Raw genomic sequence first — 12,789 nt, forward strand, 5'->3', positions numbered from 1 at the left:
ACGGTGCCGGAGGGGACGGTCGGACCTCCCTGCTGAGGTCGGCGTTCCTCGCTCGGCGTCCGCCCGGCTACCGCGCGCCGCCGGCGCCCCGGACGACGTCGAGCACGTGCCCGGCCCGCGTGCCGTCCGCGCCCCGCCACGCGATGTGCTGGTCGGGCCGGATCAGCAGCAGGGGGGCGCCGTAGCGTTCGGGCGGGGCCAGGCCGGTCAGGTCCACGGCGGTGAGGGGGACGTTGCGGGCCGCGGCCTCCCGGGTGAAGGCGGCGCGGTCGGCTTCCCGGTCACCGGCCAGGAGGAGCAGCGTCAGACCGTCGCCGAGCAGGTCGTACAGGGAACGGCCGTCGGGGAGCCAGCTGTGCGGCAGCCGGGCGCCCGGGAAGGACAGGCCGTGGTAGCTGCGCGGCACGAGGGGCGGGATGGCGGAGCCGTCGTCGACGACGACGGGGGACGAGGCGTAGTGCTGGCCGAGGACGAGGCCCTCGCTGTGGAACTCACCGGCCTTGGCCCGCAGGGTGACCGCGGTCCGCGCACGACGGCGGCCGGCCTCGGGACCGTCCCCGAGGAGTGCGGGGTCGGCGAAGGACGGGGCGAGGAGCCGGTCCTGGGCGGCGCCGCTCGCGATGATCTGCTGAGCCACCGGGCGCCGCTCGATCTGGTAGCTGTCCAGCAGCTCCGCGCCACCCCAGCCCTGGAGGACCGCGGCGAGTTTCCAGCCGATGTCCACCGCGTCGCCGACACATGTGTTGAAGCCGTGCCCGCCCCACGGGGGGTTCAGATGCGCGGCGTCGCCCACCAGGAAGACGCGGCCGCGCCGGTAGCGGTCGACCAGCAGCATGCGCGCCGTCCAGGGGTCGGTGGCGAGCACCTCCACGGGCCCGGGATGTCCGCCGCCGACGAGGCCGCGGACCAGTGCCTCGGGCTCCACCGGTCGGCCGGGGTCGGTCCGCTGGACGATGGCCCACCACCGGTCGTCCAGGTCGAGACGGCCCATCAGACCGGACGCCTCGGGGCTCACCACCCAGTACTGCACCGCCCGGTCCAGGCCGACGGCCTCGCCCAGGCCCGGCGCCCGGAAGACGACGCTGAGGTTGGGCCGTTCGCCGGACGAGCCGGCGTACACCGCTCCGACGGCCTGCCGGACGACCCCGGCGCCGCCGTCACAGCCCAGCAGATAGTCGGCCGTGAGCACGCGGACGGAGCCGTCGTCGTCGGCGACCGTGGCGCGCACGGCGTGTTCGTCCTGCTCGACGGCGGTGACCCGGTGGCCGGTCAGGCAGGTGACCGAGGGCAGTTCGGCCACCGCCGCGCGCAGGATCCGCTCGACGACCGGCTGCGGAACCTGCTGGCCCGGCTCCGCCCAGCGCTCGTCGCGGCCGTCGTACAGCCCGAACACGTTGCGGAACCGGGTCAGTTCGGTGCCGAGGAGCGCGGTGCAGAAGATGACGTCCTGGGACCAGGCCACGGGCAGCGGAGCGGCCGTGCGCAAGCGGTCGGCCAGGCCCCAGCGGCGGAAGTGCTCCATGGTGCGGATGCTGGTGGTCTTGGCCCGCGGCCGGTCGTCGTCGACGGTGGTGCGCGGCTCGACGAGCACGGTGCGGATGCCGCGGCGGCCGAGCTCGACCGCCGCGGCGAGACCGGACGGCCCGCCGCCGGCGATCAGTACCCGGACGCTCGTCCCGGTCACGCGCCGGACCTCGCGGACGCGTCCGTGACGGGCGTGCGCAGCGTGCCGAGCCGGTCGACCTCCACCTCGACGACGTCGCCGGAGCGCAGCAGACGGGGCGGCGTACGGACGTAGCCGACGCCCTCCGGGGTGCCGGTGGCGACGACGTCGCCCGGATGCAGGGTCAGGGTGGCGCTGATCCGGGACAGCAGCTCGGGCACCCCGAAGATCATGTCGCGGGTGTTCCCGTCCTGCACGGTCTCCCCGTTGACGCGGGTGACCAGGCGCAGCCCGTCGGAGAGGCTGCCCACCTCGTCGGCGGTGACGATCGTCCCGATCGGGCCGCTGAGATCGGCGTTCTTGCCCAGCGTCCACTGGGCGGTGAGCTTCTGCGCGGTACGGGCGGTGAGGTCGTTGAAGACGGCGTAACCGAGGACGGCGGCCTCGGCCTCCCGCTCGCCCGCGTCGCACAGCCGGGCGCCGACGACGGCCACGACCTCGCCCTCCCAGTCCAGGCCCGGTTCGTTCGCGGGCACCGGGACCGGTGTGCCGTCCACCGACAGGGAGGCCGTCCAGCGGCCGAACAGGGTGGGGTGCTCCGGCGCCCGGAAGCCGCCCTCGGCCGCGTGCGCACGGTAGTTGAGACCCACGCACAGCACCCGCGCCGACGCCGGGACCGGCGGGGCCAGGGACACCTCCGCGAGCGGGATCGTGCCGTGGCGGACCGTGCGGGCCCGCTCCAGCCAGTGGGGGAGGTCCGCGTAGAAGTCGTCCACCTCCGTGAGCGGGGTGACGCGACCGTCCACGGCGACGCCGATCATGACCTGCCTGCGGCCGGACCCCCGGTCCGGATCCACCATGCCGACGAGCTTCATGCGCGCGTTCCTCCTGTTTCCGCCGCGGGCGCCGCGGCCAGACGGATGTCGAACTCGGCCTCCAGGAACGGCCCGTCCATGCCGAACCGGCGTGCCGTGTCCTCGTCGGCGGCCGGTGCGAAGGGCGCGATCAGCGCGTCCTTCACGGCGAACGCCGCGTCGGAGCCGAGGTAGGGGTCTTCGGCGGCGAACACATGGGTGGTGAGGGACCGGTGACCGGCCGCCTCCACCCGCAGGTGGATATGGGCGGGACGCATGGGGTGCCGGCCGAGCGCCCGCAGCAGTTCGCCCACCGGGCCGTCGGTCGGTACCGGGTAGCTGGCGGGCTTGACCGTACGGAACCAGTAGGCGCCGTCGGGGCCCGTGGTGAACAGCGCGCGCAGGTTGCCGTCGGGCTGCTCGTCGTCCTGACTGTCGTACAGACCCGTGTCGTTCGCCTGCCAGACGTCCAGCACGGCGCCGGCCAGCGGCCTGCCGTCGCAGTCCGTGATCCGGCCGTGCACCACGGCCCGCTCACCGCGCCGGAGTTCGGGGCCCTCGGCGATCCAGGCACCCATCGGGCGGGGCGGCGCCGGCGAGTGGAAGGGGCCCTCGACCGAGCTGGGCGTCATGGTGGGCGGACCCGTGTGGTTGACGTCGTCCACGGCCGAGGTGAGGCCCAGCATGTCGGAGAGCAGGATGAACTCGTTGCGGCGGTCGGTGCAGGCCCGGCCCGTGCGGACCAGGAAGTCCACCGCGCGCAGCCACTCGTCCTGGGAGGGCCGGGTCTCCCGCACGAAGGCGTGCAGATGGGTCACGAGGCCGCCGATCAGCTCCCGCAGCCGCTCGTCGTCGCCCCGGACCGTGGAGAGGACCTGGCGCGCCAGATCGTCCGGCCGGCGGTCGTGGGCGGTGCCGGTGTTGGTGCCGGTGTCGGGGCCGGGGGGCGCCGTCGCTCCCGCGGGGGTGGGTCGGGCCGTTCCGGTGGGGTCGGTCATGCGGTCGCTCCCATGGGAGTCGGGGCGGCGTCCGGTGCCGCGCAGTCGTAGGCGTGGATGCCGGGCCCGGCGTCGTGCCGGGCGCCGTCGGGCAGGGCGATGTGCGCGGTGGTGCCGGGCGGCACGGTGACGGAGAGGCGGAAGCGGCCGTCCTCGAGGTGCCAGGACGAGGCGATCGGCCCGTACGGCGAGTGGTGCTCGGCGCGGGCCCGGGTCAGGCCCCCGCCGGGGCGGGGCGCCACGGTGAAGCGACGGTAGCCCGGAGCGTCCTCGTCGGGCCTGATCCCGGCCGTGCAGCGGTGCAGGAAGGAGACGACCGCGCCCTTGGAGCAGTGGTTGAGGGAGTCGTGCGGGGTGCCGTCCGCGCCGACGCCGTCCCAGTGCTCCCAGACGGTCGTCGCGCCCCGGTCGATCATGTGGAGCCAGGACGGGGCGGTGTCCTGGAGCAGCAGTTCGTACGCGACGTCCAGGTGCCCGGAGTCGGCGAGCACCGGCAGCAGGTCCGGGGTGGCGAGGAAGCCGGTGCCCAGGTGCGTGCCCGCGGCGCGGACGAGTTCCACCAGCCGTTCGGCGGTCCGCGTCCGCAGTCCGGCCGGGACCAGGTCGAAGGCGAGCGCCCGCACATGGTGGGCCTGGGTGTCCGGGCGCAGCGAGCCGTCGGCCGCGATGAACTCCGTCCGCCAGGCGTTGCGCACCCGTTCGCTCAGCTCCCGGTAGCGGTCGGCGTCCTCGTAGCGGCCCAGGACGCGGGCGACGCGCGCCGCCAGCCGGGTGGAGTGGGCGTAGTAGGCGGTGGCGACGTCCGCCTTGTCCAGGGCCGCGTACGCCTCCAGGTCGCCGATGTGTTCACCGGGCACGAGCCACTCGCCCCAGTGGAACCCGGTGTCCCACAGATACCGTTCATGCGGCGCCGGGCGGGGGGAGCGCCGGATCCGGTCCGGGTGACGTTCCTCGCGGGCGGCCCGTTCGACCCGGCCGAGCCAGGCGGTCATGGCCGGCCACAGCTCCTCCAGGATCCCCGGGTCGCCGTACGCCAGGTACAGCTGCCAGGGCACGATGACCACCGCGTCGCCCCAGCCGGCGGAGCCGTTGAGGTGCGCCACCGGCCCCTTGGGGCCCTCGGTGCGGCAGGCCGGTGAGATGTTGGCGACGGTGCCGTCCGGCCACTGGTCGGCGGCCACGTCGCGCAGCCACTTCGCCGAGAAGCCCGACACGTCGTAGAGGAAGGCGGCGGTCGGCACGAACAGCTGCCAGTCCCCGGTCCAGCCGGCGCGTTCGCGGGTCGGGCAGTCCGTGGGGATGTCGCAGACGTTGCCGCGCAGACCCCACCGGGCGGCCTCGTGCAGCCGGTCGACCCGCTCGTCGTCGCAAGTGAACCAGCCGGTCCGCCGCAGGTCGGAGTGGACGACCACGCTGCGCAGGTCATCGGCGGTCAGCTCGCCGGGGTGGCCCTCGACGCGGACGTAGCGGAAGCCGTGCGTGGTGTGCCGCGGTTCGAAGACGGCACCGGGCCGGCCGGCGGAGACGACCTGGTCGACCTGGCCGGCGGCGAGGGGCTCGGGCAGGAACGGCATGTCCACGCGGAGGTGATCCGTCGTCACATCGCCGTCGGGGCCCAGGGACTCGCCGTGCGTGAGGGTGAGACGGGTGCCCGCGGGACCGAGGTCGGTCAGCCGCACCCAGCCGTTGATGTTCTGGCCGAGGTCGAAGACCTGCCGGTCGGGGCGCGGGCGGGTCACGGAGACCGGGGCCAGTTCCTCGACGCGCCGCACGGGCGGGGCGGGTGAGGCGACCAGCCCGGCGTGTCCGTGGTCGGCGACCTCCACCGGCGTCCACGCCGAGTCGTCGTAGCCCGGCAGGTCCCAGCCGACGGGGGTGCGGCGCAGATCGGTGACCTGTCCCGCGATCAGGTCCGCGGCCACGATCGGCCCGGGAGCCCAGCGCCAGTGCCGGTCGGTGCACACGACGGACGTGGTGCCGTCGGCGTGCTCGAGGCGCAACTGGGCCAGGAACGACACCCGTTCGCCCCACTGGTCGTGGGCCCGGGTGACACCCACCTGTCCGCGGAACCACCCGTCGGACAGCACCGCCCCCAGGGCGTTCTCGCCCTCCCGCAGCAGCGCCGTCACGTCGTACGCCTGCACCTGGAGGCGTACGTCGTACTGGGTGAAGCCCGGCGTCAGCTCGGCGTCCCCGACCCGCTCCCCGTTGAGGAAGACCTCGTAGAGACCCTGCGCGGTGGCGTAGAGGCGGGCCCGGCGGACCGGGGAGCCCGCGGTGAACGCCGTGCGCAGCAGGGGGGCGGGCCGGTGTCCGGCGGGCGGCGCCGAGTGCTCGGCGGGCTCGACCCAACGCGCCTGCCAGTCGGCGGGCTCCAGCAGACCGGTCTCGAACCAGGCCTCGTGCGACCACGCGCTCTCGCCGAGGTCGGTCCAGACCTTGACCCGCCAGGTGATCCGCTCCCCGGAGCCGGGCGGCGGCCCGTCGTACGGCACGTGGGTGCTGTCGGAGGAGTCGACGCGGCCCGAGTCCCAGCCCGCGCTCGTGGCGACGCGGTAGGCGAACTGCTCGCCCGAGCCCGGCGGCAGCCACCAGGACAGCCGGGGACGGCGGTTGCCGAGGCCCAGGGGCTGTTCCAGCTCGTCGGCACGCAGGCAGGTGGGAGCGGCGTTCATGCGGGTGACCCAACGTTCGGTGGCGCGAGGACACCGGTCTGCCGACCGGTGGACGGGCAGGAGGAGTCAGGACGGGGCGGGAAGCCCGCGGGGATCGCAGACCTGGACGGCGAACTCCAGGGCCTCGTCGAACACGGTCTCCGGGTCGGGCAGCCCGGCCCAGAAGTGGTCCGCGCCCTCGACCAGGTGCAGGCTCACCCGGCAGCCGTGGGCGCGCAGGGCGGCCGCGAGTTGTTCGCTCTGCCCGGTGGGGACGAACCGGTCGGCCGTGCCGTGGGCGAGCAGGAACGGCGGGGCGGCGGCGGAGACGTGGCTGACCGGGCTCGCCGCGGCGGCGCGTTCCGGAGCCGCCGGTACGGGTGCGCCGATGAGGAGCGACTCCCGCGAGTCCACGGCGTCCGCGGAGCACACCGCGTCGGGCCGGGACTGGCTCTGCATGGTGCGCAGGTCCGCCGGTCCGAACCAGTCGACGACCCCGGTGACGCGCACGCCCGGTCCGGGCTCTCCGACGTCGCCCTCCCACTCGGGCCTGCCGTCGGTCAGCGCGAGGAGGGCCGCGAGATGACCGCCCGCCGACTCGCCCCACAGCACGACCCGTCCGGCGTCGAGCCCCAGCGCGTCGGCGTGCGCGCGCAGCCAGCGCAGCGCGGCCTTGCCGTCGTGCAGCTGGGCCGGGAAGACGGCCTCGCCGCTGAGCCGGTAGTCGAGGGAGGCGACCGCGAAGCCCGCCCGGACGAGACGGTCGAACGGGCCGACCTGCCATCCGGCGAAGGCCGAGCCGAACTGGTCCCGCCGTCCGGTCCGCCAGCCGCCGCCGTGCAGGAAGACGATCAGCGGGGCGGGCTGCTCGGGGTCGCGGGCGGGGCGGTACAGGTCGAGCAGCAGCGGCCGGAATCCGAGCGGCGAAGCGTAGGCGACCCCTCGCAGCAACCGGGCGCCCGCGGCGGTGGTCTGCTCGGCCGGGAGGGCGGCGGCGTCCGCGGTCATGTCAGCCGTCCAGGGGGCGGAGGTCGAACCGGAACTCCTGCCGGTACTCGCCGGCGGCCCGGCCCAGCTGCTCGGGGGAGGGGATGTACGGCGGGTCCGGAAGCTCCGTCGAGTCCGTGCGGGTGCCGGCCGTGCCGAAGAACCGCTCGAAGCCCGCGCTGGACACGCCCATGATCTTCGTGTCGTCGGCCTCGACCCGGAAGGTGTGCAGACAGCCGGCCGGCACGTAGCCGAAGTCGCCGGGCTTCATCAGCTTCTCGTACCGCTCTCCGTCGGGGTCCTGGATCCAGACCCGGGCACGGCCGGAGAGGATGTAGAAGGTCTCGTGCACGTCGGCGTGGCTGTGGGTGGGGATCGCGTCGCCCTGGGGAGCCGCGAGGGTGAAGATGCCGAACTGGCCGGCCGTCTCGTCCTTGCTGAGCAGCACGGTGATGAGGGAATCGAACAGGTGTGCCCGCTCCCCCTCTCCGTCCGCCAGGAAGAAGGGCGTCGGCTTCCCCGGCAGGGGCAGGTGCAGCGCACCGCCGCCGCTCTGGGCGAACTCCGCGGTCATGAGGTCTCCTCGGAAATCTGATCGGCTCCGCCCGAGGTGGGCAACACGTCGACGTGTGCGGTCAAGAATGCGATCCGCCGCACCGGCCCACCAGGCGGAATTCCATTGAATGGAATACGTTCGAAACCTGGTCGCCACGCGTTCCCGGTCACCGGGTGGGTCACACTGCACGGGTGACGAACGACGCGGGCGCTCCCCGCCCCGCCGCCCGGGGAAGACGGCCGCCGCAGGGCGAGCCGGTCATCGACCGTGCGTTCGCGCTGCTCACGGCCTTCACCGAGGACCGCCGCGCGCTGACCCTCGCCGAGCTCAGCCGCGTCACGGACACGCCGGCGAGTACGACGCTACGCCTGGCCCGGCGGCTCGTGCACTGGGGCGCTCTGGAGCGGGACGCCGACGGCCGCTACGTCGTGGGCCTGCGGCTGTGGGAGGTGGCCTCGCTGGCGCCGCGCGCGCACGGGCTGCGCAGGGTGGCGCTGCCGTACATGGAGGACCTGTACGAGGCGACCCACCAGCACGTCCTGCTGGCCGTACGGGACGGCGCGGACGCGTTGCTCGTCGAGCGGCTGTCGGCCCACACCGCCGTCGACGTCCTGTACCGGGTGGGCGGCCGGCTGCCGCTGCACTCCACCGGCGTCGGTCTGGTGCTGCTGGCCCACGCCGAACCCGACTTCCAGGACGAGATCCTCGCGCAGGCCCTGACGTACGAGCCGGAGGGCGTCCCGCTGTCCTCCGCCGCGCTACGGCGCTCCCTCGCCGAGATCCGCAGCACCGGGGTGGCCGTCGTCAACCGCGCGGAGCCCGTCCCGCTGCACGCCGTGGCGGCACCCGTGCGAGGGGCCGACGGCGAGGTCGTCGCGGCGCTGTCGGTCGTCGTGCCGGCCGGCCACGCGGAGCCCCGCGTGCTCGCCCCCGCTCTGTGCGCCACGGCCCGGGCCCTGTCCCGCAGCCTCGGCGCCGTCACGGCCCCACCGGCTCCGGCGCAGGGCGGCCTGCGCCGACGGCAGTGAAGCCCCGGTCCCGCGAGGTCGAACCCCGGCGGATCGACGTCGTCGCCCCCCGCCCTGGGGCTCGGCGGGGGGCGACGGTGGCGGTGCGGCTCGGTCAGGCGGCGGCCGGGGCCGCGTCGCTCTCCGCCGGATCCCGCAGGGCCGGGATGAACAGGGACACCGCCAGCGCCGCCAGCAGGATCAGCGCTCCGGTCCAGAACACCCAGGTGTAGCCGCCGTCGAGGTAGAAGGCGGTGCCCCGCAGAACCGTGCTGTGCGCGGCGAGGACGGCGAAGCACACGGCGGGGACGACCGTGCCGAAGAAGTTGAAGAGCATCTGCATCAGGCCGCTGCCCTGCCCCTGCTCCTCCACCGAGACCACGCCCAGGACCAGCACGGGGGCGATGGAGACGATGAGGCCGGTGCCGAGGTTGGCCAGACACGCCGTCAGGACGAGCTGGGCGGCGTCGGCGTGGAAGAGACCCATCAGCCCGTATCCCGCCGCGCCCAGCCCCAGTCCGACCGCCCACAGCACTCGGGCGTCGGCCTTGCGCAGCAGGCGGCCGGCCATGAAACCGGTGCCGAGCATGACCAGGTTCCAGGTCAGGCCGATCCGCGCGTTGTGCGTGCTGGTCCAGCCCAGCCCGTCGGAGACCCCGGGGATGCTGGGGTAGAGGGCCAGCAGGATGCCCATGGAGGCCATCGCCAGCGCGGTGGCCTGGCCCACGGCCGCGGCGCCGACGGTCAGCGCGACCGGTCGCCGGCCGAGCACGCGCAGATCGAGGATCGGATGGGCGCTGCCGCGCTCGACGCGGACGAAGGCGACGAGCGCCAGCAGTCCGCCGGCCGTCCAGCCGAGGGTCGCACCGCTCGTCCAGCCCCAGCTCTGCCCCTGGCCGACCGCGTACACCACGGCCGTCAGGCCGCCGCCGAGCAGCGTTGCGCCCAGCCAGTCGAAGCCGTTCTGGAAGTCGTGCCGCGGGGTCTCGGGCACCAGCAGGGCCACCAGGACGAACGCCACCGCGGTCGCCGCGGCGATGAACCACAGCGCGGCCCGGTAGCCCCCGGCGTCGATCAGCCGGCCGGCGAGCAGCGGCCCCACGACGCCCACCAGACCCATGCTGCCGCCGAGGACGGCGCTGGCCTGCTTCACCATCCGGGCCGGGAAGAGGTCACGCACGGCGGGGAAGGACAGGGCGGCGAACGGGGCGTAGCAGGCGGCGACGCCCCGGCCGACCAGCAGCAGCCAGAAGCTGCCCGCCATGGCCGCGACGATGTCGCCGACGACCCCGAGGCCGATCATGGCGAGCATGATCCGCCGCCTCCCGTACCGGTCGCCCGCCTTGATGACGAACGGGATGAGCAGGGTCGACACCATGGTGACGATCAGCGAGAACCAGGCGACCTGGGTGGTGTGGAAGCGTTGCGCGATGTCGGCCGTCGTGTTGGCCGTGACGATGCCGGCCACGGCCAGCAGCTGCGTCGGCCAGATCAGGGCCACCAGCAGGGACACCAGCCGGGGGTTCCAGCGTTCGCAGGTCCGGGCGGACGATGCCGTGAGCGAGGGGCTTGCAGACGTCGATGTCACGCAGCCGCTCCTTTCGGGAGCCGGGCGGTAAGGGCAGAACGCTCGGGAGCGGCATGTCCGACACATGACGGTCGGCCCCCGCGAGGCGTGCGGCAAGAATGGGCGTACGCCGCCCCGGCCACCAGGCGGATTTCCATTGAATGGCATACGACCGAAACGTGTCCGCACCGCGTGCCCGGCACCGGGCCGGGTCCGCCGGGTCCGGTCCGCCGGGCCCGGCGCGGACGCCTTCCGTCCGCGCCCGCGGGTGCGTTGCGGACGGAAGGTGTCCGCAACTCCCGTTACGTTGCCGTACATGACGAAGACGACGTACCCGGCGGGCCCCGTGCTCGGCGCTCGCGCCCTCAACCGCGCCACCCTCGACCGGCAGTCGCTGCTGCGGCCGTCGTCGATGTCCGCCGGGGCCGCCGTGGCGCACCTGCTCGGACTCCAGGCGCAGAACGTCAAGCCGCCGTACTACGCGCTGGCCGCCCGTCTCGACGGCTTCGTCCCCGAGGAGCTGTCGACGCTGATGGCCGACCGCGAGGTCGTCCGCATCGTCAGCATGCGTTCCACCATCCACACCCACACCGCCGACGACTGCCTGACGCTCCGGCCGTTCGTCCAGCCCGCCCGCGAGCGTGAGCTGACGTACTTCCGCAAGGGCCTCACCGGAGTCGACCTCGACCGGCTCGCCGCCCTCGCCCGCGACCTCGTCGAGGCCGAGCCGCGCACCATGAAGGAGCTGCGCGAGGCCCTCTCCGCCGAGTGGCCGGACGCCGACCCCCAGTCCCTCGCCGTCGCCGCCCGCTGCCGTCTGCCCCTCGTCCAGGTCACCCCGCGCGGGCTGTGGGGCAGGAGCGGACAGGTCGCGCTCACCACCGCCGAGCACTGGCTGGGCCGGCCCGCGCGGCCCGCCCCCACCGCCGACTCCGTGGTCCTGCGCTACCTGGCCGCCTTCGGCCCGGCCTCCGTCAAGGACATGCAGACCTGGGCCGGCCTGACCCGGCTGCGCGACGCCTTCGAGCGCCTGCGCCCGCAGCTCCTCACCTTCCTCGACGAGCAGGGCGTCGAGCTCTTCGACCTCCCCGACGCGCCGCGCCCCGACCCGCACACCCCGGCCCCGCCCCGCTTCCTCCCCGAGTTCGACAACCTCCTTCTCTCCCACGCCGACCGCACCCGGGTCGTCCCGGCCGAGTACCGGGGCCGCTCCTGGCAGGGCAACCAGGCGTACCGCACCCTCCTCGTCGACGGCTTCCTGGCGGGCGTGTGGAAACTGGAGCGGGACGCCCTGGTCGTCGAGCCCTTCGGCGCCCTCGACGAGGCCCGGCGCCGGGACGTGGCCGCCGAGGGCGAGCGGATGCTGGCCACCGTGCACCCGGGGCAGTCCTACGACATCCGGTTCGGGACCGTCGTACGGCCGTGACCGCCGCGCTCCACCGGCAGCCGAGAAGCCCCCACCGGCGACCGGTGAGGGCTTGGAGAGGGGGCGCTGCGGGCCGCTCGTGGAGGCTCGCAGCGCCCCCCGGTCTTTCCCTGAGGGGTACTCAGGAGATCTCGGGGACTGCTACGCGGTCACCGGTCAGGAGCTGACCGGCTAGGAGTTGACCTGCGTCGTCACCAGGCTGGAGAAGGTGGTCAGCCGGGTGTACACACCCGGGTAACCGGCCTCCGCGCAGCCCTCGCCCCAAGAAGTGATCCCTGCCAGGACGCCCCCGATGAGCAGGGGACCGCCGCTGTCGCCCTGGCAGGTGTCTACGCCGCCGGATGTGTATCCGGCGCAAACCATGTCGGTCGCGACGAAGTCGGAACCGTAGGAAGTCTTGCAGCTGGAGTCGGACACGATCGGGACGGTCGCGGTCCGCAGCTGGTTGGAGGAGCTGCCGCTCTCCGAGGTGGTGCCCCAGCCGATGATGCGGGCGGTGGTGCCGGCCGCGTACACGCTGGTCTGGGACGAGGAGACGTACGACGCCGTGGTGTAGGGCATCGACGTCGACAGGGTCAGGACGGCCACGTCGTCACCGTTGGTGGCGTCCGTGTAGCTCGGGTTGATCCAGATCTTGCTGACCCGGCTGACCGTGCCGTTGGTGCCGTTGAGGTAGGTGCGCCCACCGACGACGCGCACACTGCTCGTGGTCTCGCCGACCATACAGTGGGCGGCCGTGACCACCTTGGTCGCCGAGACCAGGGTGCCGCCGCAGAACTGGTTCTGCGAGGCGTCCGTGATCTGCATCATGAACGGGTACGTCGTGGTCGTCGTCGTCGTGCCGCCGACGATCGGCTGCGGCGCTGCGACAGCGGTGGGGGCGCTGAGCAGTGCGGTCGCCGCCGCCGCGGCGGTCGCCGCGAGGACGGCGGCGGTCTTCTTGAACCGGTTGAGCCCGAACATGGATCTCCTCGGTGGGGGGTTGCCGGTGGGGGAGTCGCGCGGGTGTGGGGGGTGACACGGGGGTCGCGGGACCGACCCCCGTATGCCCGGGCGAGCGGCACGTCCCTTAAGCTA

The 12,789-nt window shown here is 74.0% G+C and carries 10 protein-coding genes; 2 read left to right on the forward strand and 8 right to left on the reverse strand.

The genetic code is table 11. The features are described from left to right. Positions 1-67 precede the first annotated feature (67 nt). From ACIRPU_RS11265 to ACIRPU_RS11290, 6 genes are all read right to left on the reverse strand, one after another. A complete protein-coding gene (locus ACIRPU_RS11265) occupies positions 68-1,684 on the reverse strand; it encodes an FAD-dependent monooxygenase (RefSeq protein ID WP_403864794.1) in 1,617 nt (538 codons plus the stop codon). Then, positions 1,681-2,538, reverse strand: coding sequence for a fumarylacetoacetate hydrolase family protein (locus tag ACIRPU_RS11270; protein WP_403864797.1), 858 nt, complete (start codon positions 2,536-2,538; stop codon positions 1,681-1,683). The genes ACIRPU_RS11265 and ACIRPU_RS11270 overlap by 4 nt, the downstream gene beginning before the upstream one ends. Continuing rightward, positions 2,535-3,515, reverse strand: a complete 981-nt coding sequence (locus ACIRPU_RS11275; protein ID WP_403864800.1) for a dioxygenase — start codon at positions 3,513-3,515, stop codon at positions 2,535-2,537. The genes ACIRPU_RS11270 and ACIRPU_RS11275 overlap by 4 nt, the downstream gene beginning before the upstream one ends. After that, the gene (locus ACIRPU_RS11280; RefSeq protein WP_403864802.1) at positions 3,512-6,190 is read right to left on the reverse strand and encodes a glycoside hydrolase family 78 protein; all 2,679 of its coding nucleotides are present in this window, start codon (positions 6,188-6,190) and stop codon (positions 3,512-3,514) included. Before ACIRPU_RS11280 ends, ACIRPU_RS11275 begins: the two co-directional genes overlap by 4 nt. Before the next feature lie 66 nt (positions 6,191-6,256). Then, positions 6,257-7,177 carry an alpha/beta hydrolase fold domain-containing protein gene (locus ACIRPU_RS11285; RefSeq protein ID WP_403864805.1) on the reverse strand — a complete coding sequence of 307 codons (921 nt, stop codon included), beginning with the start codon at positions 7,175-7,177 and terminating at the stop codon, positions 6,257-6,259. Between the two features lies 1 nt (position 7,178). Continuing rightward, on the reverse strand, positions 7,179-7,730 hold the full coding sequence (locus tag ACIRPU_RS11290) for a quercetin 2,3-dioxygenase (protein ID WP_403864808.1): 552 nt from the start codon (positions 7,728-7,730) through the stop codon (positions 7,179-7,181). Between the two features lie 173 nt (positions 7,731-7,903). Here ACIRPU_RS11290 and ACIRPU_RS11295 point away from each other — a divergent pair, with 173 nt between their 5' ends. Next, the gene (locus tag ACIRPU_RS11295; RefSeq protein ID WP_403864811.1) at positions 7,904-8,740 is read left to right on the forward strand and encodes an IclR family transcriptional regulator; all 837 of its coding nucleotides are present in this window, start codon (positions 7,904-7,906) and stop codon (positions 8,738-8,740) included. 94 nt (positions 8,741-8,834) lie between these two features. Here ACIRPU_RS11295 and ACIRPU_RS11300 read toward each other — a convergent pair whose 3' ends face one another. Then, a complete protein-coding gene (locus ACIRPU_RS11300) occupies positions 8,835-10,307 on the reverse strand; it encodes an MFS transporter (RefSeq protein WP_403864814.1) in 1,473 nt (490 codons plus the stop codon). Positions 10,308-10,602: 295 nt separating this feature from the next. On the opposite strand from ACIRPU_RS11300, the gene ACIRPU_RS11305 reads away from it, so the two are divergent. Then, positions 10,603-11,712: a winged helix DNA-binding domain-containing protein gene (locus ACIRPU_RS11305; RefSeq protein ID WP_403864817.1), complete on the forward strand. Its 1,110-nt coding sequence runs from the start codon at positions 10,603-10,605 to the stop codon at positions 11,710-11,712. A 171-nt stretch (positions 11,713-11,883) separates the two neighbouring features. Here the strand turns inward: ACIRPU_RS11305 and ACIRPU_RS11310 are convergent, their stop codons facing one another. Beyond that, positions 11,884-12,675, reverse strand: coding sequence for a serine protease (locus tag ACIRPU_RS11310; protein ID WP_355705910.1), 792 nt, complete (start codon positions 12,673-12,675; stop codon positions 11,884-11,886). Positions 12,676-12,789 lie beyond the last annotated feature (114 nt).

It is taken from the genome of Streptomyces sp. NPDC102259, assembly GCF_044766465.1.
Taxonomy (GTDB): domain Bacteria; phylum Actinomycetota; class Actinomycetes; order Streptomycetales; family Streptomycetaceae; genus Streptomyces.